The 20,968-nt window shown below is 71.1% G+C and carries 21 protein-coding genes; 4 read left to right on the top strand and 17 right to left on the bottom strand.

Annotation, left to right across the window (positions count from 1 at the left end; genetic code table 11):
* On the bottom strand, positions 1-393 hold the full coding sequence (locus tag ABZ898_RS01835) for an SCO5389 family protein (RefSeq protein ID WP_361651729.1): 393 nt from the start codon (positions 391-393) through the stop codon (positions 1-3).
* A 299-nt stretch (positions 394-692) separates the two neighbouring features.
* On the opposite strand from ABZ898_RS01835, the gene nucS reads away from it, so the two are divergent.
* Positions 693-1,364 (top strand): endonuclease NucS, encoded by a 672-nt coding sequence (gene nucS, locus ABZ898_RS01830; RefSeq protein ID WP_361651728.1) that lies wholly within the window; start codon positions 693-695, stop codon positions 1,362-1,364.
* 7 nt (positions 1,365-1,371) lie between these two features.
* Here the strand turns inward: nucS and ABZ898_RS01825 are convergent, their stop codons facing one another.
* From ABZ898_RS01825 to ABZ898_RS01815, 3 genes are all read right to left on the bottom strand, one after another.
* Complete coding sequence (locus tag ABZ898_RS01825; RefSeq protein ID WP_361651726.1) at positions 1,372-3,840, bottom strand: ATP-binding protein; 2,469 nt, start codon at positions 3,838-3,840, stop codon at positions 1,372-1,374.
* A 254-nt stretch (positions 3,841-4,094) separates the two neighbouring features.
* Positions 4,095-4,418: an STAS domain-containing protein gene (locus ABZ898_RS01820; RefSeq protein WP_361651724.1), complete on the bottom strand. Its 324-nt coding sequence runs from the start codon at positions 4,416-4,418 to the stop codon at positions 4,095-4,097.
* Positions 4,419-4,599: 181 nt separating this feature from the next.
* On the bottom strand, positions 4,600-5,448 hold the full coding sequence (locus ABZ898_RS01815) for a 3-hydroxyacyl-CoA dehydrogenase family protein (RefSeq protein WP_361651722.1): 849 nt from the start codon (positions 5,446-5,448) through the stop codon (positions 4,600-4,602).
* Between the two features lie 263 nt (positions 5,449-5,711).
* Here ABZ898_RS01815 and ABZ898_RS01810 point away from each other — a divergent pair, with 263 nt between their 5' ends.
* Together ABZ898_RS01810 and ABZ898_RS01805 are read left to right on the top strand one after the other, a co-directional pair.
* Positions 5,712-7,358, top strand: coding sequence for a hypothetical protein (locus ABZ898_RS01810; RefSeq protein WP_361651721.1), 1,647 nt, complete (start codon positions 5,712-5,714; stop codon positions 7,356-7,358).
* A gap of 42 nt (positions 7,359-7,400) precedes the next feature.
* Positions 7,401-7,973, top strand: a complete 573-nt coding sequence (locus tag ABZ898_RS01805) for a cob(I)yrinic acid a,c-diamide adenosyltransferase (protein ID WP_361651719.1) — start codon at positions 7,401-7,403, stop codon at positions 7,971-7,973.
* Between the two features lie 56 nt (positions 7,974-8,029).
* On the opposite strand, the gene ABZ898_RS01800 is transcribed toward ABZ898_RS01805, so the two are convergent.
* Genes ABZ898_RS01800 through ABZ898_RS01785 form a run of 4 tightly spaced genes read right to left on the bottom strand, consistent with a single transcriptional unit; the run spans position 8,030 to position 10,854 of the window.
* Complete coding sequence (locus ABZ898_RS01800; RefSeq protein ID WP_361651717.1) at positions 8,030-8,230, bottom strand: hypothetical protein; 201 nt, start codon at positions 8,228-8,230, stop codon at positions 8,030-8,032.
* Complete coding sequence (locus ABZ898_RS01795) at positions 8,227-8,637, bottom strand: hypothetical protein (RefSeq protein ID WP_361651715.1); 411 nt, start codon at positions 8,635-8,637, stop codon at positions 8,227-8,229. Before ABZ898_RS01795 ends, ABZ898_RS01800 begins: the two co-directional genes overlap by 4 nt.
* Before the next feature lie 55 nt (positions 8,638-8,692).
* On the bottom strand, positions 8,693-10,162 hold the full coding sequence (locus tag ABZ898_RS01790; RefSeq protein WP_361651713.1) for a HAMP domain-containing sensor histidine kinase: 1,470 nt from the start codon (positions 10,160-10,162) through the stop codon (positions 8,693-8,695).
* Positions 10,159-10,854, bottom strand: a complete 696-nt coding sequence (locus ABZ898_RS01785) for a response regulator transcription factor (protein WP_361651711.1) — start codon at positions 10,852-10,854, stop codon at positions 10,159-10,161. Before ABZ898_RS01785 ends, ABZ898_RS01790 begins: the two co-directional genes overlap by 4 nt.
* 238 nt (positions 10,855-11,092) lie before the next feature.
* On the opposite strand from ABZ898_RS01785, the gene ABZ898_RS01780 reads away from it, so the two are divergent.
* The gene (locus tag ABZ898_RS01780) at positions 11,093-12,919 is read left to right on the top strand and encodes a glycoside hydrolase family 18 chitinase (RefSeq protein WP_361651710.1); all 1,827 of its coding nucleotides are present in this window, start codon (positions 11,093-11,095) and stop codon (positions 12,917-12,919) included.
* An 87-nt stretch (positions 12,920-13,006) separates the two neighbouring features.
* Here the strand turns inward: ABZ898_RS01780 and ABZ898_RS01775 are convergent, their stop codons facing one another.
* The 9 genes from ABZ898_RS01775 to atpB form a co-directional block, all read right to left on the bottom strand.
* A complete protein-coding gene (locus ABZ898_RS01775) occupies positions 13,007-13,453 on the bottom strand; it encodes a DUF2550 domain-containing protein (protein ID WP_361651708.1) in 447 nt (148 codons plus the stop codon).
* A gap of 171 nt (positions 13,454-13,624) precedes the next feature.
* Complete coding sequence (locus ABZ898_RS01770; RefSeq protein ID WP_361651706.1) at positions 13,625-14,002, bottom strand: F0F1 ATP synthase subunit epsilon; 378 nt, start codon at positions 14,000-14,002, stop codon at positions 13,625-13,627.
* Positions 14,003-14,113: 111 nt separating this feature from the next.
* Positions 14,114-15,550, bottom strand: coding sequence for a F0F1 ATP synthase subunit beta (atpD, locus tag ABZ898_RS01765; protein WP_361651704.1), 1,437 nt, complete (start codon positions 15,548-15,550; stop codon positions 14,114-14,116).
* Complete coding sequence (locus tag ABZ898_RS01760; RefSeq protein WP_361651702.1) at positions 15,551-16,468, bottom strand: F0F1 ATP synthase subunit gamma; 918 nt, start codon at positions 16,466-16,468, stop codon at positions 15,551-15,553.
* A 21-nt stretch (positions 16,469-16,489) separates the two neighbouring features.
* Positions 16,490-18,082, bottom strand: a complete 1,593-nt coding sequence (atpA, locus tag ABZ898_RS01755) for a F0F1 ATP synthase subunit alpha (protein WP_361651700.1) — start codon at positions 18,080-18,082, stop codon at positions 16,490-16,492.
* 134 nt (positions 18,083-18,216) lie between these two features.
* Entirely contained in the window at positions 18,217-19,032 is an 816-nt protein-coding gene (locus ABZ898_RS01750; RefSeq protein WP_361651698.1) for a F0F1 ATP synthase subunit delta, read from the bottom strand.
* Positions 19,029-19,574: a F0F1 ATP synthase subunit B gene (locus ABZ898_RS01745; RefSeq protein ID WP_361651696.1), complete on the bottom strand. Its 546-nt coding sequence runs from the start codon at positions 19,572-19,574 to the stop codon at positions 19,029-19,031. Before ABZ898_RS01745 ends, ABZ898_RS01750 begins: the two co-directional genes overlap by 4 nt.
* Positions 19,575-19,609: 35 nt before the next feature.
* Entirely contained in the window at positions 19,610-19,849 is a 240-nt protein-coding gene (locus ABZ898_RS01740; RefSeq protein ID WP_037721453.1) for an ATP synthase subunit C, read from the bottom strand.
* A gap of 77 nt (positions 19,850-19,926) precedes the next feature.
* A complete protein-coding gene (atpB, locus tag ABZ898_RS01735) occupies positions 19,927-20,763 on the bottom strand; it encodes a F0F1 ATP synthase subunit A (RefSeq protein WP_361651694.1) in 837 nt (278 codons plus the stop codon).
* Between the last annotated feature and the right edge of the window lie 205 nt (positions 20,764-20,968).

Below are 20,968 nucleotides of genomic sequence, written 5' to 3'. Positions count from 1 at the left end.
TCAGCAGTCCCTGAGCTCCGGGGACTGGTTCAGTAGCTGGCCGCGCACCGAGGTGAAGCGGGCCAGCCTCTCGTCCACCGCGGGGTCCAGCGGGAACACCGCCACCCGGTGGCAGTTCTGGAAGGCCAGGCGCACGCCGAAGTGGCGCTGGAGCGCGCCGCGTATGGCGTCACTGGCGAGCGCGCGCAGCAGCTGGCCGCGCGCCTGCTCGTTTGGCGGCGGCGTCTGGTTGTCGGCGAACTCTCCGCCGTCCACCTTCAGCCGGGCCACCAGGGAGCTGATCATCTCCCACGCGTAAGGCAGGGAGGTCCGGACGCAGTCGACGAATTCTGCTTCGTCGACCTCGCCTCGCTCGGCCTGTTCGAGTAGGGCCGGTGAGACGTCGAGCGACATGGGTTCTCCTCTCGCACCCCTGATGGACAGGGGTTGCCGGACAGAAAGAGGGAGTGCGCGAGACCGGACACGCTCGTACCCCCACCGCGGCCTCCCTTGTCCTACGGTAGGCAACCGTCGGTGACGACACCAGCAGAATGCGTATATGGAACGGTCGCACTGCGGTCACAATCGGCCAGGGATGAACAAGAGTTTCCAGGGACAATTGGGGTGGCCCACCGGGCCGGGGTGACTGCGGGCATGGGGTGGGGAGCGGGCGAATCGCGTGCACCCGTGCGCGTCGAGTAGCGTTGCCGACCATGCGTCTCGTCATTGCCCGGTGCTCGGTCGACTACGCCGGCCGGCTCACCGCCCACCTGCCCTCGGCCCCCCGCCTGATCCTGGTCAAGGCGGACGGCAGCGTCTCCATCCACGCGGACGACCGGGCCTACAAGCCCCTCAACTGGATGTCGCCGCCCTGCACGCTGAAGGAGGGCGCGGGTGACGAGGCGGGTGTGTGGACCGTCATCAACAAAGCGGGCGAGAAACTGATCATCACGATGGAGGAGATCCTCCACGACTCCTCGCACGAGCTGGGGGTGGACCCCGGTCTGATCAAGGACGGCGTGGAAGCGCACCTCCAGGAGCTGCTCGCCGACCGCATCGAGACGCTGGGCGAGGGCTACACCCTCATCCGCCGCGAGTACATGACGGCGATCGGCCCGGTCGACATCCTGTGCCGGGACGCGAACGGCGGCACGGTCGCCGTCGAGATCAAGCGGCGCGGTGAGATCGACGGCGTGGAGCAGCTCACCCGTTACCTGGAACTGCTCAACCGCGATCCGCACCTCGCCCCGGTGCGCGGGGTGTTCGCGGCCCAGGAGATCAAGCCCCAGGCCCGCGTGCTGGCCACGGACCGGGGCATCGACTGCCAGATCCTCGACTACAACGCGATGCGCGGCATCGAGGACGACAAGCTCCGCCTGTTCTGAGCCCGGCTCACATCACCGTGGGCACGGCGCCGGCGCTCTGGGTCGCCGCCCCGGACGCGGACGCCGGCCCGGTCACGGTGGGACCGCTGGCCGAGGTCGAGGTCGTCGGGGGCGTGCTGGGGGCGCCGGTGGGCGTCTGACTGCCGGTCGGCTTCGAGGACGGCGACGGGCTGGAGCCGGTCGGGGACGGCGACTGGCTGGTCGTCCCGGTCGGCCTGCCCGACGGCTTGCCGGACCCGCCGCGCGGCGGCGTGGCGGACTGCTTGCCGCCGCCGCTGCCCTTGGTGCCCGTCGGGCCGGCGGTCGGTGTCCCCGCGCTCGTGGACGGCTCCGGGGCGTCGGAGGTCGCGGCGCCGGGGCCGGGCGTGACGGGGTGGCTGGTGGCGGCGCGGGCGGGTGCCGGTTCGTCCCCGCGCGGGACCGCGCCCAGGTTGCCGTCGTCCAGGTCCTGGGTGGCGGACGGGTTGCCCCCCACCTCGCTCGCCGGACTGCGCCCCGCGCCCTCGTCCGAGGCCATGCCGAGGGTCACGACGGTGCCGAGCACCGCGACCAGCAGCGCGCCGGACCCGGCGGCGACCAGGTTGCGCCGGGCCATGGCCCGCACCCCGCCGCGCCCTTGCGCCGTGCCGGAGCCCCGGCCGACCACGGTCTCGTCCCCGAAGCCGTACGCGGGCGGGTGGGCGGCCGGGACCGGGGCGAGCGTCGCCGTGCGGGACGCCGGGGTGTCCTCGGCCGTCAGCGCGGCGAGACCCGGCAGATCGCCGCTGCGGTCGGCGACCAGGGCGAGCGCCCTGCGGCCCGCGACGGTGCCCCGCTTGTCCGCGAGCGCGGTGCGCAGCCCGTGGGACGCCTCCAGTTCGGCGCGCGCCCGGTCCAGTTCACCGGCCACCAGCGCGAGGATGCCCAGCTCGTGGTGGAAGTAGGCCCGTTCGGCGGGGTCCTGGGCGAGGCGGGCGGCCTCGGAGCCGGCGTGCAGCGCCTGCTCCCAGGCGGTCCAGTGCAGTCCGGCGGCGAAGGCAGCGGCGGCGGCGTGGGCGAGCCGGACCGCGCAGGCCGGCTCGTCCTCGCCTTCGGCGGCGGGTTCGGTACCGGGGACGACGGCCTCGAGCGCGGCCAGCACCGCGTCGGCCTCGGCGCACGCCCGCTCCGGGGTGACCGAGGGGTGGGCGGCCCACCAGGCGTAGTGCCGGGCGGCGGTGAGCGCCTGCGCGGAGGCGTCCTCGTCGTATCCGGCGGCCTCCAGCTGGGCGCGGACCCCGGCGGCCAGGCGGTAGCGGGGGCCGGCCGGGGAGACCAGTCCGCAGCCGAGGAGTTCGCCGAGCGCGGCGTCGGCGTGGGTGTCGCCGACGAGGGCGGGCAGGTGCGCCGGGTGCGGCAGCTCGCCGTCGAGGGCCACGGCGAGGCGCAGCGCGTCGCGGGCGGAGGTGCTGAGCCGGGAGGCGAGCAGCGGCGCGGGGGCGGCGGCCTCGGCGAGGGAGGGCAGCGGGACCTCCTCGGCCTCCTCTTCCTCCAGCGGCCGGTCGAGCACGGCGTCGGCGGGGGCGCGTACGTCTTCGAAGACGCCGTACTCGTCGACGACGCCGCCGCTGGCGCGCAGTTGCTCGCGCTGGCGGAGCAGGGCGCCGGCCTGGACGAAGCGCAGGGGCAGGCCCTCGGACTCGAACCAGAGGTCCCCGGCCCAGACGGCCTCCTCCTCGGTGAGCGGCCGGCCCACCGAGCGCTCCAGGATCTCCGCCCCGGCCGCGCGGTCGAGGCCCGGAAGGCCGACCTCCTCGATGTCACTGGCGGCGGGGGCGGGGGCGTCGGGGGTGGCGGCGAGGAGGAACGCGCACTCGGGGGCGGCGTCCAGCAGTTCCGCCAGGGCGGCTCCCCCGCACTCCAGGTCGTCCACGACGACGACCGCGCCGATCGTCCCGACCGCCTCCCGCAGCTCGTCCGGCTGGAGCCGGTGGTGCGGGGCGTCGTGGACGGTGTGGAAGAGGTCGCGCAGCAGGTCGTCGGGGGTGCGGTTGAGGCCGTCGAGCCGGACCACACCGTCGGGGGCGAGGTCGGCGCAGTCCTCGGCGACGAGGTCCAGCAGGGCGCTGCGGCCGGAGCCGCCCGGGCCGGTGAGGCGGACGGTGCGGCCCCGGGTGAGCAGCCGGACCAGGCGCTCGCGGGTCTCCTGGCGCTCCAGCAGCTCGGTCTCGGGGAGCCGGGCCCCGGGCGGGGCGGGCGGCAGCGCGGCGCGTTCGTGCTCGGCGCGGCCGGCCGGGGTGCGCCGGGCGGGGCTGTCGGGGCGCTGGTGCGGGGGGCAGGGTTCTATCTCGCCGCCGTCGACGGGGTTGACGGTCAGCAGGAAGTCGCCGCAGACGAGCCGGGTGGTGCGGGCGGGCACGGGGCCGCCCGGGGCGAACTCGGCGGTGAGGGGGTCCCGCGGCGGACGGCGGCTCGGTGCCTGACCGTGGTCCTCGGTTCCCGGGAGTATCGGGTCCATGGGTTCCAGCCCCCAAAAGCGTCGTGTGCCGTCCTCGGCCCCTCCCGGCCTGCCGCACATCGCGCTGTCGCCTGTGGTCCGGGCCCGCTCGCGGTTTCACGAGGCGGCGGGCGACCGAACCCTAAACCGTCAGGCGGTGTCCCCGACAGGGCGGGGTACCGACCGGTCCGAGACATCCGGGAGATGACGGTCCGGCGAGGATTGTGCGCGACGCGCGGTTCGGGACGACTTGGAGCCCGCCCGGTGCCGGGCGCTCACACGCGGGGCAGGGACTCCACGCCGACGCCGCCCTCGATGGCGAGGATGCGGTGCAGCCGGGTGGCGACCAGCAGACGCTGCATCTGCGGCGGCACCCGGCGCAGCACCAGGCGGCGGCCGCAGCGGCCCGCGCGCCGGTGGGCGCCCATGATGACCCCGAGACCGGTGGCGTCCCAGGAGTCCAGCTCGGACAGGTCGAGCACCAGATCACCGGTCCCGGCGTCGAGCGCCGCGTGCAGGGCCGTACGGGCGTCCGCCGCGCTGCGGACGTCGAGGCGGCCCCCGACGACCAGCTCGGCGTGGTCGCCCCTGATGTGCATATGCGCTCCCCGTTGAGTGCGAGTGGCGTTCTTTCGTCACGGTGCTGTGCACCGTCTGACTGTGTGAGTGTCGATCCGGTTGCTGGTTGTAAGCGAACCGATACCGAATTCACCCGCGGGGGTGATCCCCCTGGGCGGTTGTGCGGATCGCGTACGGGATCGGGGTGCGACCCGGACGCGATCAGTACGTGTAGAAGCCCTGCCCGCTCTTGCGGCCGATGTCACCGGCGTCCACCATCCGGCGCATCAGCTCCGGCGGGGCGAACTTCTCGTCCTGGCTCTCGGTGTAGATGTTGCCGGTGGCGTGCAGCAGGATGTCGACGCCGGTCAGGTCGGCGGTGGCGAGCGGTCCCATCGCGTGCCCGAAGCCGAGCTTGCAGGCGAGGTCGATGTCCTCGGCGGTTGCCACGCCCGACTCGTAGAGCTTGGTGGCCTCGACCACGAGGGCGGAGATGAGGCGGGTGGTGACGAACCCGGCGACGTCGCGGTTGACGACGATGCAGGTCTTGCCGACCGACTCGGCGAACTCCCGCGCGGTGGCCAGGGTTTCGTCGCTCGTCTTGTAGCCCCGGACCAGCTCGACCAGCCGCATCATCGGCACCGGCGAGAAGAAGTGCACGCCCACCACGCGCTCGGGGTGCTCGGTGGCGGCCGCGATCTTGGTGATCGGGATGGCGGAGGTGTTGGAGGCGAGCACGGCGTCCGGGCGCACGATCCTGTCGAGCGCGCGGAAGATCTCGTGCTTGACCTCCAGCTTCTCGAAGACCGCCTCCACCACGATGTCGGCGTCGGCGACCGCCTCAAGCTCGGTGGTCGGGGTGATGCGGGCCAGGGCGGCCTCGGCGTCGGCCGCGTCGAGCTTGCCCTTGGCGACGAACTTGTCGTACGAGGCACGGATGCCGTCGAGACCCCGCTTGAGCGCCTCGTCGGTGACGTCGCGCAGGACCACGTCCCAGCCGGCCTGCGCGGCGACCTGGGCGATGCCGGACCCCATGAGACCGGCCCCGATGACGGCGAGCTTCCCTGCCACTCCGACTCCCCTTACGCGCTGTTTATGGTTCCTCTCGGCGGACACTAGCGCTCCGCCGACCGGTTGAGGACGGTAAGTAATGCGTGTCACGGTCTCACGGGGTGAGACGCCGGTCACGTCCGCGGTGGCGGGTCAGTTCGGGCGCGCAGCAGTGCAGTTGGGGGCCTCCGCGTACAACCGTTTGTCCGCGGCGGCGGTCTGGTCGGTCGCTCGGCCGACAACCCGGTCGTCCGGCTGCCCGAAGGAGTCCCGTGCTGCGATCCATGCCCCGACACGCCCTCAGGGCGGGCTCCACCGCCGTCGCGGTGGGACTGCTGACCCTGGGCGCGGCACCCGCCGGCCATGCCGACGAGGCCCCGGAGACGCTGAGGTTCTCCGACTACGGCAAGACGGTGAACGTGGAGCCGTACACCGACGGCGGCTACACCAGCCCGCTCTGGACGTCGGCCGTGAACACGAGTTCACAGCCGTTGAAGGACTTCACGGTCACGATCGACGCCTCCGCCTTCAAGGGCCAGTTGAGTCTGTCGGCGTCCGACACCCCCACGCCCTGCGTCAGCAGGAGTGAGTCGGTCCTCGTCTGCGACAGCGAGAAGCTCGACGACGGCCGGCCGGTCCCGCCGGGTGGCCATATGCGGGGTATCGACTTCCGGCTCCGGACACTGGCGGCCGCGCGCCCCGGCTTCTCGGGACAGATCCGGATCACGGCCGAGAAGAACGGAGCGGTGATCGGAAAGACCGGGATCAAGGCGGCGGTGGCCGACATCGGCCCGGTCACGGACCGCCACGGGCAGGACGTCTCCGGTGTGAAGCCCGGCGCGGTGCTGGGCACGACGGCCGGCTTCACGCAGTACAGCGCCCGCGGGCTCGACGGTGTCTGGGTCAGCGCCTCACTCAGTCCGGGGCTGTCCTTCACCAAGGAGTTCGGCAACTGCGAGTACGGCGACGAGGGGTACGGCAGCGGAGCGCGCTGCTACGTCGAGACCCCGGTCGAACCGGGCCACGCCTACGACGTCGGCAGTTTCCCCTTCAAGGTCGACGGCACCGCGCTGGCCGAGCGGTGGGGCGTCACCGTGAGCGCGGAGCGCCCCTCCTACCCGGAGCTCTCCCACAGTCACCGCGGCGACGGCCCCCGACTGAACCTCAGCGAAAGGCCCTCGGGACCCGGCCTGCTCCAGCGCGGTGGAGCCTCCGCGAGCGTCCAGGCCGACAACACACTCGACCTCCAAGTGCTGGGCACCTCCGTCGACGGCAAGGCGGGACAGGTGGTGCGGGCGAAGCTCGGCGTACGGAACAACGGGGCCGCCGTCTTCAGGCAGTGGTACGGGAGCGACCGAGGCGACGACCCCGGCGTCATCGTCCAGGTCACCGTTCCCGCGGGCACCACGGCTGTCGATGTCCCCGAACGGTGCAAGGCGATGGGCGAGTCCGGGGCCCAGGTCTACTGGTGCTATCAGGACGTGGACGACACCTGGTTCGAGGTCGGTCAGCTCACGTCGTACGACTTCGGCCTGCGCATCGACAAGCCCTCCGCCCTCGCACCCGGCTCGGTGAAGCTGACGCGGCCGGAGAGCGACGACAACAGCAAGAACAACACCGCCGCTGTCATCGTCACCGTGGACGGCAAGCTGGGTGACGGCTCCGTCCCCGCCCCGGGCGGCGACGGCTCGACGGGCGGCTCGGGCGGCTCGGGCTCCGCCGGCGGTACCGGTTCCACGGCCGGGAGCCAGGACTCCGCGGGCACGTCCGCCGCGGGCGGCACCGGAACCGGGGCTCCGGACCCCGCCCCGCGCGGCTCCATGGCCTCCACCGGCGCGGGCCCGCTCGCCTGGTACGCGGCCGGAGCCGCCGCGGTCCTGGCCACCGGCGCCTCGCTGTTCACCGCCGCCCGCCGCCGCAGGGCCGCCTGAGCCCCATCCCCAGGTCCCGGCGAAGCTCACTACGCTGGCCGCATGGTCAATCTGACGCGCATCTACACCAGGACCGGCGACCAGGGCACCACCGCCCTCGGCGACATGAGCCGGACCGCCAAGACCGACCTGAGGATCTCCGCGTACGCGGACGCCAACGAGGCGAACGCGGTCATCGGTACCGCCGTCGCGCTGGGCGGGCTGGAGGAGGAGGTCGTCACGGTGCTCACCCGGGTGCAGAACGACCTGTTCGACGTGGGCGCCGACCTGTCGACGCCCGTGGTGGAGGACCCGGCGTATCCCCCGCTGCGGGTCGAGCAGTTCTACGTGGACCGGCTGGAGGCGGACTGCGACCGGTTCAACGAGCGGCTGGAGAAGCTGCGCTCGTTCATCCTGCCCGGCGGCACCCCTGGCGCGGCCCTGCTGCACCAGGCGTGCACGGTGGTCCGCCGGGCCGAACGCTCCACCTGGGCGGCCCTGGAGGCGCACGGCGAGACGATGAACCCGCTCACCGCGACCTACCTCAACCGCCTCTCCGACCTCCTGTTCATCCTGGCCCGCACGGCGAACAAGGAGACCGGGGACGTGCTGTGGGTACCGGGCGGCGAGCGCTAGCACCGCGTACGGGGGCGGGGGGACGTCCACGAGACGTCCCCCCGCCCCCTTCCGCCCTAGCGGTCCGCGTCGCTCGTGGCGTCGCTGTCGGCCGCGGCGGCCGCCGATTCGGCCGCGTCGACCTTCTGCTTCATGTCGGCGTAGCCGGAAGGGGTGCTCGACGGTGTGGCGGCGTCGTCGTGGCCGCAGGCGGTGGTGAGGGCCGCGAGGGCGGCCAGGGCGACGGCCGCCGCCGCTCGTCGGAGGCCGCGCCTCACTTGCCGCCGTCCTTCTTGCCGTCGTCGTTCTTCTCGCACCAGGTCTTGACCCCGGCGAGGTCCTTCTTGCGCTCCGCCAGGTCCTTCTTCAGCGACTCGCGGTGGTCGAGGCGGCCCTGGAGGAAGGTGGCGATCTCGGTGTGGCCGGCCTTCTTGGCGTTGTCCACCCGCTGCTGGAGCCGGGCGACCGAGCCGCGCCGGGCCTTGCCCGCGTCGAGCCGCTTCAGGGCGCGGTCGATCCGCTTGTCGATCTTCGGGGCCCGCTTGCACAGCGCGTGCGCGCCGTCGCCGGAGGGCTTCGCGCCCTGTGTGGCGTCGGCCGCGGACGCGGCGCCGGCCGAGCCCGCCAGCACCGCCGCGGCGGCCAGGCCCGCGAGGAGGGTGCGGGTGCGTCGTCGTGCGTCCATGTGCGTCTCCGTTCACGTCCGGGAGGGGCGTGGCGCCCCTCCGTCGCCCGGAAGGCTAGGAGGCGTCTTTGGGGAAACCCTGTGACCGGTTCGTCCCGGCCGTGGACCCGCCGGGTGCCGCCGTGCCGATGAGCCAGTCCCGCCGCCCGACCTCCCCGGTGCCGTCCAGGGGGAGGCGCACCTCGAAGCGGGCACCGGTGCCGTGCGGGGCGGCTGCCGCCTCGACGCTGCCCCGGTGCAGGGCCGCCTGCTGGGCGACGAGCGTGAGTCCGAGGCCGGAGCCGGTGCTGTCCGGGCCGCGCTGGAACCGCTCGAAGAGCCGCTGCCGGGACTCGGGCGGTATGCCGGGGCCCTGGTCGGTCACCACGAGGACCGCCCGCTCCCCGGCCCGCCGCACCTGGACCCGTATCCGCGCCAGGCCCGCCGGATCGCGGCCGTGGGCGAGCGCGTTGGCCAGCAGGTTGTCCAGCAGCAGCCGCAGGCCCGGCTCCCAGCCGGGCACGGTGAGTCCCGGTTCGGCGTCCAGGGTGATGTCGGCGGCCCGGTCGCGGCGCCGTACCTCGGCCACGGCGGCGTCCGCGAGGTCCGCCAGGTCCACGGTGTCGAAGGTCTCGGCCTCCACCAGGTCGCCGCGCCCCAGTTCGCGGAGCATCACGAGCAGGTGCAGCAGGCGGGCGTGTTCGAGGCGCAGGTCGGCCAGGGCGTCGTCCCGGTCCGGGGCGGGCAGGCCGGGCAGGGCGAGGACGTCGAGGTTGGTGCCCATGCTCATCAGCGGGGTGCGCAGTTCGTGCGCGGCGGCCGAGGAGAAGGAGCGGGCGGTGTCGAGGGCTTCGGCGGTGCGGGCGGCCTGCTCGTCGTAGCGGGCGAGGACGGTGCGCAGGGTGGCGCTGAGTTCGTCGACCTCGGTGACGCCGGTGCGTTCCGGCTCCAGCCGTACGCCGCTGGTGCGCGGGTCGAGACCGGCGGTGCGCCGGGTGAGGCGGCGCAGCGGGGCGCTCACGCCTCCGGCCAGCGCCCAGGCGAGCACGCCGGAGGCGGGGGCGGCGAGCAGCGCGGTGAACACGACCCGGCGCCGGACCAGCAGCACCTGCGCCCGGTCGGCGGTGTCGGGGGCGAAGACCCACAGGGTGCCGCCGCGCACGGGCCGGGCCAGCGCGCGCCAGCTCCGGGCGCCGTCGCGGACGGTGACCGGTCCGGTGGCCGCCGCGGGCAGCCGGGCGGCGGGGCCGGGCTGCGGGCCGCCGCTGAAGACGCCGTCCGGCCCCTGCACGCGTACGCCGACGTCGAGGGCGGCGCTGAACAGCCGCCGCTCGCGCAGGTCGGCGACCTTGGGGCGGTCTCCGGCGGAGGCGCGCAGCAGGGCCCGCGCGTCGGGGGCGATGGCGGTGGCGCGCTGCCGCAGGTGCTGGTCGCCGGCCCGGTGCAGGTCGCGCGCGACGAGATGGGTCAGCAGCCAGCCGGAGGCGAGCACCAGCAGCGGCACGGTGCAGCCGACGGCGAGGCCGACTCGGGTGGAGAGCCTCATGACGCGTCCCGGAACACGAAGCCGACGCCGCGCACGGTGTGGACGAGCCTGGGGGCGCCGCCCGCCTCCAGCTTGCGGCGCAGATAGCTGACGAAGGTGTCGACGGCGTCGGTGCGGACCTCGAAGTCGTAGCCCCAGACGCGTTCGAGGAGCTGGTCTCGGGTGAGGACGAGTCCGGCGTTGCGCATGAGCACCTCCAGGAGCTGGAACTCGCGCCGGGTGAGGTCGAGCAGGCGGCCGTCCCGGCGGGCGGTGCGGGCGCCGAGGTCGATCTCGGTCCCGGCCTCGCGCAGCACCTCGCGGCCCGCGGGCGGGCTGCGGCGCAGCAGGGCGCGCAGGCGGAGCACGAGTTCCTGGAGGGCGAAGGGCTTGACGAGGTAGTCGTCGCCGCCCGCCTGGAGCCCGGCGATCCGGTCGGCGGTCTCGTCCAGGGCGGACAGCATCAGCACGGGCAGCTCGCGCCCCTCCTCGCGGAGCCGGGCGCACACCTGGATGCCGCTGAGGCCGGGCATCGACACGTCCAGCACCAGCACGTCCGGCGGCTCCTGGGCGACGGCGGCGAGCGCGGCGGTGCCGTCGGCGGCGGTGCGCACGCGGAAGCCGTTCAGCCTCAGGCCGCGTTCCAGGGAGCGGCGGATCGCCGCGTCGTCGTCCACGACCAGGACGGTGGTGGGGCTCGCCGAGTCACTCATGAGCGGCCACGATACGGCGCCCCGCCGAGCCGTCGGCAGGCATCCGCCGGGTCTCTCGCGTCTCCTCAAACCCCCTGAGTCACACGCGAGTTGAGGTTAAGTCGAATTGCGGAACAAATGGTCCAGACCTATTGACCGCTGGTCCAGACCTTTCTATTCTCGCGGCAGCATGGGCGTGAAGGCTCAGTCATGCCCCCCATGCCTCCTGAAGTTCCCCCCGACATCGAGGGAGGCGCACATGCGCTTCAGACACAGAGTCGCGGCGGGTGCCGTGACCCTGCTGCTCCCCCTGGCCGGCCTCGTCGGCCTCGCCGCCCCAGCCCAGGCCGCCACGAACGTCACCGCGACCTACGTGAAGTCCCAGGACTGGGGCAGCGGCTTCGAGGGCAAGTGGACCGTCAAGAACACCGGCACCACGGCCATCAGCTCCTGGACGATCGAGTGGGACTTCCCCTCGGGCACGTCCGTCTCCTCCGCCTGGGACGCCGACGTCACCTCCTCCGGCACCCACTGGACGGCGAAGAACAAGTCGTACAACGGCTCGGTCGCCCCCGGCTCCTCCGTCTCCTTCGCCTTCAACGGCGCCGGAACCGGCTCCCCCGCCAACTGCAAGCTCAACGGCGACAGCTGCGACGGCACCACGGTCCCCGGCGACGCGGCGCCCTCCGCCCCCGGCAAGCCCACCGCCTCCGCCGTCACCGACACCTCGGTGAAGCTGAGCTGGTCGGCCGCCACCGACGACAAGGGCGTCAAGAACTACGACGTGCTGCGCGACGGCACCAAGGTCGCCACCGTCACCACCACCTCGTACGCGGACACCGGCCTGAGCGCCGGCACCGACTACTCCTACAGCGTGCGGGCCCGTGACACCGCCGACCAGACCGGTCCGGCGAGCGGCTCGACCGCCGTGCGCACCACCGGCGGCGGCACCAACCCGCCGCCCGCCACCGGCGACAAGGTCAAGCTCGGCTACTTCACCGAGTGGGGCATCTACGGCCGGAACTACAACGTCAAGAACATCGTGACGTCCGGCTCCGCCTCCAAGATCACGCACATCAACTACGCCTTCGGCAACGTCACCGGCGGCAAGTGCGCGATCGGCGACTCCTACGCCGACTACGACAAGGCGTTCACCGCCGACCAGTCCGTCAGCGGCACCGCCGACACCTGGGACCAGCCGCTGCGCGGCAACTTCAACCAGCTGCGCCAGCTGAAGGCCAAGTACCCGAACATCAAGGTGCTGTGGTCCTTCGGCGGCTGGACCTGGTCCGGCGGCTTCGGCGAGGCGGCGAAGAACCCGGCCGCGTTCGCCCAGTCCTGCTACGACCTGGTGGAGGACCCGCGCTGGGCCGATGTCTTCGACGGCATCGACATCGACTGGGAGTACCCCAACGCCTGCGGCCTGTCCTGCGACACCAGCGGCTCGGCCGCCCTCAAGAACGTGGCGTCCGCCCTGCGTTCCAAGTTCGGCGCCAACTACCTGGTCACCGCCGCGGTCACCGCGGACGGCTCCAGCGGCGGCAAGATCGAGGCTGCCGACTACGCGGGTGCCGCGCAGTCGATGAACTGGTTCAACGTCATGTCCTACGACTTCTTCGGCGCCTTCGACGCCAAGGGTCCGACGGCCCCGCACTCCCCGCTCACCTCGTACAGCGGCATCCCGAAGGCGGGCTTCACCACCGCCGACGCGATGGCCAAGTACAAGGCGGCCGGCGTCCCGGCGAGCAAGCTCCTCATCGGCATCGGCTTCTACGGCCGCGGCTGGACCGGTGTCACCCAGGACGCCCCCGGCGGCACCGCCACCGGAGCCGCGCCCGGCACCTACGAGGCGGGCATCGAGGACTACAAGGTGCTCAAGGGCTCTTGCCCGGTCACCGGCACGATCGCGGGCACCGCGTACGCCCACTGCGGCAGCAACTGGTGGTCCTACGACACCCCGTCGACCATCGCCGGCAAGATGAGCTGGGCCAAGAACCAGGGCCTGGGCGGCGCGTTCTTCTGGGACTTCACCGGGGACACCAGCAACGGTGAACTCGTGACGGCCCTCAGCAACGGCATTTCGTAGGGAAGTTCGGGGGCCTGACCCCCTAAGCGACGTTGACGCTCCCCCAGACTTCGTCCGGGGGGACCCCCACCCAGCGAGTGAATGTGGCTACGCCACATTCACTCGCTGTCCGGGCGGGGCTGCTTCCAGCCAAGCGAGAAACCCGGTCAGCGCGTCCTCGCTCATGGCGAGTTCGAGGCGGACGCCCTGGTGGACACAGGCCAGGATCACCGCGTCGGACAGCAGCGCCAGTTCCTCCTCGCCCTCGGGCAGCCGGCGTCCGGCCACCTCGATCCGCGAGCGCTCCAGGACCCGGCGCGGGCGCGGGGCGTAGGAGAAGACCCGGAACCACTCGATGCGGTCGCCGTTGTAGCGGGCGACGCCGTAGCTCCAGCCCTTGCCGTTCACGTCCGACCGCTCCGACACGTCCCACCGCAGCGAGCAGTCGAAGGTGCCGCCGGAACGCTGGATCAGCCTGCGGCGCAGGCCGAACAGGAACAGACCCACCACCACGAGCGCGACCACGATTCCGCACACAGTCAGAGCGAGGACCATCGACACCGACCTCCTCGTCTCCCAGTAGTGGAACTGCTTCGGCTCAGGGTAATGAAACCGCAGAGCCAGGTAATGGAACCGGAAAAACACCCGGATTCACCTCAGCCGCGACCGGCACCGGAATGCTCCGGGCCGGCCGCGGCTGAATGATGGGTCATACGGCGCGATGGATCAGCGCGCGGCGGTCGCCGCCCGCAGACGGACATCGGCGCGGCGCTGGGCGTCCGCGTCCTCGTCCGCCTTCGCACGCTCCAGCTCGCGCTCGGCGCGCTGGACGTCGATCTCCTCCGCCAGCTCGGCGACCTCGGCCAGCAGCGACAGCTTGTCGTCCGCGAACGAGATGAACCCGCCGTGCACCGCGGCGACGACGGTTCCGCCGTCGCTGGTGCGGATGGTCACCGGGCCCGACTCCAGCACACCGAGCAGCGGCTGGTGACCGGGCATGACGCCGATGTCGCCGGACGTGGTGCGCGCGACGACCAGGGTGGCCTCGCCGGACCAGACCTGGCGGTCGGCGGCGACCAGCTCGACGTGCAGCTCAGCAGCCAAGGTTGGCTCCTCGGATCACCACCCGGCTGTGGTGCCGGGTGTCGGGGTCAATTCTAGTGGGCTTGGCCGAGGGGGCGGGACGTGCCCGCCCCCCGGCCAGGAGCGCGGGGGTCAGGAGACGCCCAGCTCCTTCGCGTTCTTCTTGAGGTCCTCGATGCCACCGCACATGAAGAACGCCTGCTCCGGGAAGTGGTCGTACTCACCGTCGCAGATCGCGTTGAACGCGGCGATGGTCTCGTCCACCGGAACGTCCGAACCGTCCACGCCGGTGAACTGCTTGGCGACGTGGGTGTTCTGGGACAGGAAGCGCTCCACGCGACGGGCACGGTGGACGACGAGCTTGTCCTCCTCGCCCAGCTCGTCGATACCGAGGATCGCGATGATGTCCTGGAGGTCCTTGTACTTCTGCAGGATGTTCTTGACGCGCATGGCGCAGTCGTAGTGGTCCTGCGCGATGTACCGCGGGTCCAGGATGCGGGACGTGGAGTCCAGCGGGTCCACGGCCGGGTAGATGCCCTTCTCGGAGATCGGACGGGAGAGAACCGTCGTCGCGTCGAGGTGGGCGAACGTGGTGGCCGGGGCCGGGTCGGTCAGGTCGTCCGCGGGGACGTAGATCGCCTGCATCGAGGTGATCGAGTGACCGCGCGTCGAGGTGATGCGCTCCTGGAGGAGGCCCATCTCGTCGGCCAGGTTCGGCTGGTAACCCACGGCGGACGGCATGCGGCCGAGCAGCGTGGAGACCTCGGAACCGGCCTGCGTGAAGCGGAAGATGTTGTCGATGAAGAACAGCACGTCCTGCTTCTGGACGTCACGGAAGTACTCGGCCATGGTGAGGCCGGCCAGCGCGACGCGCAGACGGGTGCCCGGCGGCTCGTCCATCTGACCGAAGACGAGCGCGGTCTTGTCGATGACGCCCGACTCGGTCATCTCCGCGATGAGGTCGTTGCCCTCACGCGTGCGCTCACCGACACCGGCGAACACGGAGACACCGTCGTGGTTGTTGGCGACGCGGTAGATCATCTCCTGGATGAGCACCGTCTTGCCGACGCCGGCACCGCCGAACAGGCCGATCTTGCCGCCCTTGACGTACGGGGTGAGCAGGTCGATGACCTTGACGCCCGTCTCGAACATCTCGGTCTTCGACTCGAGCTCGTCGAAGTTCGGCGCCTTGCGGTGGATCGGCCAGCGCTCACCGGTGTGCTTCTCGTCGACGTTCAGCACCTCACCGAGGGTGTTGAACACCTTGCCCTTGGTGAAGTCGCCGACCGGGACGGAGATGGCGTCGCCGCTGTCCGTCACGACGGACTGGCGGACCAGACCGTCGGTGGGCTGCATGGAGATGGTGCGGACCAGGCCGTCACCCAGGTGCTGGGCGACCTCCAGGGTCAGCGTCTTCTTCTCACCCTGCTTCGCCGGGTCGGAGACCTCGACGGTGAGGGCGTTGTAGATGTCCGGCATCGCGTCGACGGGGAACTCCACGTCGACGACCGGGCCGATGACGCGGGCGACGCGACCCGTGGCCGCCGCGGTCTCAACAGTGGTGGTCATTTATCGGTCACTCCCCGCGGTCGCGTCGGCCAGGGCGCTGGCGCCACCGACGATCTCGCTGATTTCCTGGGTGATTTCGGCCTGGCGGGCCGCGTTGGCAAGACGGGAGAGCGTGTTGATCAGCTCGCCCGCGTTGTCGGTGGCCGACTTCATCGCGCGCCGCGTGGCGGCGTGCTTCGAAGCGGCCGACTGGAGCATCGCGTTGTAGATGCGGCTCTCCACGTAGCGCGGCAGCAGGGCGTCGAGGACGTCCTCCGCCGAGGGCTCGAAGTCGTACAGCGGGAGGATCTCGCCGTCGCCGGCCTTCTCCTCCGCGACCTCGTCGAGGCTCAGCGGCAGCAGTCGCTCGGCGACCGCCGTCTGCGTCATCATCGACACGAACTCCGTGAAGACGATGTAGAGCTCGTCCACACCGCCGTCCGCGTCGGGCGTCTCGATGGCCTCGATCAGGGGCGCCGCGACCTTCTTGGCGTCCCCGTACGTCGGCTCGTCGGTGAAGCCCGTCCACGACTCCGCGATCTTGCGCTCGCGGAAGTTGTAGTGCGCGACACCGCGGCGGCCGACGATGAACGTCTCCACCTGCTTGCCCTCGCGCTCGAGGCGCGCGGTCAGCTGCTCGCCCGCCTTGATGGCGTTGGAGTTGAAGGCGCCGGCCAGACCGCGGTCGCTCGAGAGGAGCAGGACCGCGGCACGGGTCGGGTTCTCGGCCTCCGTGGTGAGCGGGTGCTTCGTGTTCGACCCGGTGGCGACCGCCTTGACCGCGCGGGTGAGCTCATCCGCGTACGGCTTGGAGGCCGCCACCTTGCGCTGCGCCTTGACGACACGCGAGGCGGCGATCATCTCCATCGCCTTGGTGATCTTCTTGGTCGCGGTGACGGATCGGATGCGACGCTTGTAGACCCGGAGCTGGGCTCCCATGAGTCAGGTCCCTTCCTTACGTCACTTGGCGGCAGCGGCCGGGGTGTCGTCGCCGAGGAGCTTGCCGTCCGAGGTCTCGAACTGCTTCTTGAACTCCGCGATCGCGTCACCGATGCCCTGCAGGGTGTCGTCCGACAGCTTGCCGCCCTCCTTGATGGAGGTCATCAGGCCCTGGTGGCTGCGGTGCAGGTACTCCAGCAGCTCCTTGTCGAAGCGGCGCACGTCGTCGACCGGCACGTCGTCCATGCGGCCCGTACCACCGGCCCAGATCGAGACGACCTGGTCCTCGGTGGACATCGGCTGGTACTGGTTCTGCTTCAGCAGCTCGGTCATGCGCTGACCGCGCTCCAGCTGGTTCTTGGACGCCTGGTCCAGGTCGGAACCGAAGGCGGCGAACGCCTCCAGCTCACGGAACTGGGCGAGGTCCACGCGCAGTCGGCCGGAGACCTGCTTCATCGCCTTGTGCTGGGCGGAACCACCGACTCGGGAGACGGAGATACCGACGTTCAGCGCGGGACGCTGACCGGCGTTGAAGAGGTCCGACTCCAGGAAGCACTGGCCGTCGGTGATGGAGATGACGTTGGTCGGGATGAACGCCGAGACGTCGTTGGCCTTCGTCTCGACGATCGGCAGACCGGTCATCGAGCCGGCGCCCATGTCGTCGGAGAGCTTCGCGCAGCGCTCCAGCAGACGGGAGTGCAGGTAGAAGACGTCACCGGGGTACGCCTCGCGGCCCGGCGGGCGGCGCAGCAGCAGCGACACGGCGCGGTAGGCGTCGGCCTGCTTCGACAGGTCGTCGAAGACGATCAGGACGTGCTTGCCCTGGTACATCCAGTGCTGGCCGATGGCGGAACCGGTGTACGGCGCCAGGTACTTGAAGCCGGCCGGGTCGGACGCCGGGGCGGCGACGATGGTCGTGTACTCCAGCGCGCCGTTCTCCTCCAGCGCGCGGCGCACGCTGGCGATGGTGGAGCCCTTCTGGCCGATGGCGACGTAGATGCAGCGGACCTGCTTCTCCGGGTCGCCGGTGCGCCAGTTGTCGCGCTGGTTGATGATCGTGTCGACGGCCAGGGCGGTCTTGCCGGTCTGGCGGTCACCGATGATGAGCTGGCGCTGGCCGCGGCCGATCGGGGTCATGGCGTCGACCGCCATGTAGCCCGTCTCCATCGGCTGGTGCACCGACTGGCGCTCCATGACCGTGGGGGCCTGCAGCTCGAGGGCGCGGCGGCCGTCGGTCTCGACCTCGCCGAGGCCGTCGATCGGCTGACCCAGCGGGTCGACGACACGACCGAGGTAGCCGTCGCCGACGGCGACGGAGAGGACCTCTCCGGTGCGGTGCACCGGCTGGCCCTCCTCGATGCCGCTGAACTCGCCGAGAACGATGGCACCGATCTCGCGCTCCTCGAGGTTGAGGGCGAGACCGAGGGTGCCGTCCTCGAACTTCAGCAGCTCGTTGGCCATGGCCGAGGGGAGACCCTCGACCTTTGCGACGCCGTCGCCGGCGACGGTGACCGTACCGACCTCCTCGCGCGAGGCCGCGTCCGGCTTGTACGACTGGACGAAGTTCTCCAGTGCGTCCCGGATCTCCTCCGGCCGGATCGTGAGCTCCGCCATCTGGGTTCCCTGCTCTCCTTGTTGGGCCCGAAGTTTCACTTTGGGGGGATGTCTGGACTCCGGACTCCCCCCTGAACGAGGTGAATCCTCTGCACGGCCCAACCAGGGCCGTAAGTACGTCTTACGTTGTGTTACTAGCTCGCCATACGGCGGGCGGCGTCGTCCAGCCGGTCCGCCAGGGAGCCGTTGATGACCTCGTCACCGACCTGGACGCGGATACCGCCGATGACATCGGGGTCCACCTCCAGGTTGAGGTGCATCCGGCGGCCGTAGAGCTTCGCCAGGGCGTCGCCCAGGCGACGCTTCTGGGTCTCGCTCAGCGGCACGGCCGAGGTGACGGTCGCCACCAGCCGGTCACGGCGCTCGGCGGCCAGCTTGGACAGGGACTCCAGTCCCGACTCCAGGCTACGTCCACGCGGCTGGGTGACCAGCCGGGTGACCAGACGCTCGGTGGCGGGCTTGGCCCGACCGCCCAGCAGCCGGTGCAGCAGCTCGACCTTGGCCGAGGTGTCGGCACCGCGGTCGGTGAGCGCGGCCCGCAGGTCCGGGTGCGAGGCGACGATCCGGCCGAACCGGAACAGCTCGTCCTCGACGTCGTCCAGCGTGCCCGACTTCTCCGCGGCGGTGAGGTCGGCGATCTCCGCCAGCTCCTCCGTCGCGTCCACCAGGTCGCGGGTCTGCGACCAGCGGGACCGGGCCATCTGGGCCACCAGGTCGGCGGTGGTACCGCTCACCTGGCCGCCGATCAGGCGCTGCACCAGCTCGGCCTTCGCCTCGGCGGGCTGCGCCGGGTCGGTGAGGACCCGGCGCAGGCCGGCCTCGCGGTCGAGCAGCGCGGTGACACCCGCCAGCTCGTCGGCGAGCTGCGCGGCGTCCACGGACGGGGAGTCCGTGGCGGCGTCGAGACGCTCCCGTGCGGCTGCCAGGGCCTCGCGGCTCGCTCCGTTCATCGCGTGGCCTCGGCCTTCTCGTCGAGCTCGTCGAGGAAGCGGTCGATCACACGGCTCTGCCGGGCGTGGTCCTCGAGGGACTCACCGACGAGCTTGCCGGCCAGGTCGGTGGCGAGCTTGCCGACGTCCTGGCGGAGCGAGGCCGAGGCGGCCTTGCGGTCGGCCGCGATCTGGGCGTGACCGGCGGCCACGATGTCCTCGCGCTGACGCTGGCCCTCGGCCCGCATCTCGGCGATGAGCGTGGCGCCCTGCTCCTGAGCCTCCTGGCGAAGCCGGGCGGCCTCGTGACGGGCCTCGGCGAGCTGGGCCTTGTACTGCTCGAGGACGCTCTGAGCCTCGGTCTGCGCGGCCTCGGCCTTCTCGATCCCGCCCTCGATCGCTTCGCGGCGCTCCTCCAGAACCTTGTTGATGTTCGGGAGGAGCTTCCAGGCGAGGAAGCCGAAGACGATGACAAAGGCGATCAGGCCGATGACGAGCTCTGGGATCGGCGGGATGAGGGGGTTCTCGGCCTCCTCAGCCGCCAGCTGAACCAGGGGGCTCATATCAGTGCCTTCCGTCTAGTGGTGCGGCGGTCGAGTCAGGAGCCGTAGACGAACGGCATAACCAGACCGATCAGGGCGAGCGCCTCACAGAAGGCGAAGCCGAGGATCTGGTTGGCGCGGATCAGGCCGGCAGCCTCGGGCTGGCGGGCGAGAGCCTGGGTGCCGTTACCGAAGATGATGCCGACGCCGACGCCGGGGCCGATGGCGGCGAGACCGTAGCCGATGGAGCCGAGGGCCTTGAGGTCACCGGTGACAGCGGCGAGAGTCTGGGTCATGCCAGTTCTTCCTTCTCTTTCAAGGACCGGTGGACTTGGGCCACCGGACGTCTCAGGGGATGGGGGTTGGCGGATGCTCAGTGGTGCTCGGCGAGCGCGCCCTGGATGAAGCTGCACGTCAGGAGCACGAAGACGTACGCCTGAAGGGCCTGGACGAACAGCTCGAAAGCCGTCATCACGATGGTCATGATGAACGACACGCCGGCGTACGCGATTCCGATGCCGTTCAGCAGGTACCAGCTGGCGATCGTGAAGAGCAGCAGCAGGGTGTGACCCGCGAACATGTTCGCGAAGAGCCGGACCGCGTGCGTGAAGGGGCGGACGATCAGGTTCGAGAAGAACTCGATCAGCATGGCCAGCGGGAGAACCGCGCCGAGCGACTTGTCGTAGCCGGTGAAGTTCTTGAACGCCCCGACGAAACCGTGCCGCTTGAACGTCAGCGACACCCACAGGATGTAGACGATGAGGGCGAGGCCGATCGGGTACGCGATGATCGACGTGACCGGGAACTGCGCGACCGGAATGATCGCCCAGAGGTTCATCATCCAGATGAAGAAGAAGAGCGAGACGACCAGGGGTACGTACTTCTCGCCTTCCTTCTTTCCGATCGTCTCGTAGACGACGCCGCGCCGGATGAAGTCGTAGCCGGACTCCGCGATCATCTGGAGCTTGCCCGGGACGACCTTCGGCTTGGCGAAGGCGGCCCAGAAGAAGACCACGACGATGATGGAACCGAGCAGCGCCAGCAGCATCGGCTTGTTGAAGTACAGGCTGCTGTCCGCGTCGCCCCAGAGCGGCTTGAACAGGAACGAGTGCAGGCCCGGAGCCGGGAAGCCGCACCCGGAGAACAGGTGGCAGCTCGTGTCGAAAGCGAGCGTCTGCGTCGGCTCAGCACTCACCGCGGGCTCCTTCATCGTGGCGCATAGGTACGGCAACCTCGTTGTGTCGGCGCGGCGTACGGCCGCGGTTCGGCACGGGACTGGTGTTACGGATGTGGGGGCGGCCGGGGGGCATCTAGCCTCGCAGTGGAACAGGCGTCAGCTCGGATGCCCGCGCCCGCGATGCCGCAGTTGGCACCGGACGATAGCAGGATCTCTCCCGCGCCTTTATCCCGGCCCT

Origin of the sequence: Streptomyces sp. NPDC046860 (assembly GCF_040645115.1) — a bacterium.
Classification (GTDB): domain Bacteria; phylum Actinomycetota; class Actinomycetes; order Streptomycetales; family Streptomycetaceae; genus Streptomyces.
The sequence above is the reverse complement of the archived record's forward strand: the minus strand, read 5'-3'. Positions and strand labels throughout refer to the sequence as shown.

What these genes read in the sequence shown, in the direction of transcription:
- ABZ898_RS01745 (WP_361651696.1), bottom strand. Translation starts at nt 19,574, where the DNA reads ATGAGCCCCCTGGTTCAGCTGGCGGCTGAGGAGGCCGAGAACCCCCTC.
- ABZ898_RS01785 (WP_361651711.1), bottom strand. Translation starts at nt 10,854, where the DNA reads ATGAGTGACTCGGCGAGCCCCACCACCGTCCTGGTCGTGGACGACGAC.
- ABZ898_RS01790 (WP_361651713.1), bottom strand. Translation starts at nt 10,162, where the DNA reads ATGAGGCTCTCCACCCGAGTCGGCCTCGCCGTCGGCTGCACCGTGCCG.
- nucS (WP_361651728.1), top strand. Translation starts at nt 693, where the DNA reads ATGCGTCTCGTCATTGCCCGGTGCTCGGTCGACTACGCCGGCCGGCTC.
- atpB (WP_361651694.1), bottom strand. Translation starts at nt 20,763, where the DNA reads ATGAAGGAGCCCGCGGTGAGTGCTGAGCCGACGCAGACGCTCGCTTTC.
- ABZ898_RS01750 (WP_361651698.1), bottom strand. Translation starts at nt 19,032, where the DNA reads ATGAACGGAGCGAGCCGCGAGGCCCTGGCAGCCGCACGGGAGCGTCTC.
- ABZ898_RS01825 (WP_361651726.1), bottom strand. Translation starts at nt 3,840, where the DNA reads ATGGACCCGATACTCCCGGGAACCGAGGACCACGGTCAGGCACCGAGC.
- ABZ898_RS01775 (WP_361651708.1), bottom strand. Translation starts at nt 13,453, where the DNA reads ATGGTCCTCGCTCTGACTGTGTGCGGAATCGTGGTCGCGCTCGTGGTG.
- ABZ898_RS01780 (WP_361651710.1), top strand. Translation starts at nt 11,093, where the DNA reads ATGCGCTTCAGACACAGAGTCGCGGCGGGTGCCGTGACCCTGCTGCTC.
- ABZ898_RS01820 (WP_361651724.1), bottom strand. Translation starts at nt 4,418, where the DNA reads ATGCACATCAGGGGCGACCACGCCGAGCTGGTCGTCGGGGGCCGCCTC.
- atpD (WP_361651704.1), bottom strand. Translation starts at nt 15,550, where the DNA reads ATGACCACCACTGTTGAGACCGCGGCGGCCACGGGTCGCGTCGCCCGC.
- ABZ898_RS01805 (WP_361651719.1), top strand. Translation starts at nt 7,401, where the DNA reads ATGGTCAATCTGACGCGCATCTACACCAGGACCGGCGACCAGGGCACC.
- ABZ898_RS01835 (WP_361651729.1), bottom strand. Translation starts at nt 393, where the DNA reads ATGTCGCTCGACGTCTCACCGGCCCTACTCGAACAGGCCGAGCGAGGC.
- atpA (WP_361651700.1), bottom strand. Translation starts at nt 18,082, where the DNA reads ATGGCGGAGCTCACGATCCGGCCGGAGGAGATCCGGGACGCACTGGAG.
- ABZ898_RS01760 (WP_361651702.1), bottom strand. Translation starts at nt 16,468, where the DNA reads ATGGGAGCCCAGCTCCGGGTCTACAAGCGTCGCATCCGATCCGTCACC.
- ABZ898_RS01740 (WP_037721453.1), bottom strand. Translation starts at nt 19,849, where the DNA reads ATGACCCAGACTCTCGCCGCTGTCACCGGTGACCTCAAGGCCCTCGGC.
- ABZ898_RS01795 (WP_361651715.1), bottom strand. Translation starts at nt 8,637, where the DNA reads ATGGACGCACGACGACGCACCCGCACCCTCCTCGCGGGCCTGGCCGCC.
- ABZ898_RS01810 (WP_361651721.1), top strand. Translation starts at nt 5,712, where the DNA reads ATGCCCCGACACGCCCTCAGGGCGGGCTCCACCGCCGTCGCGGTGGGA.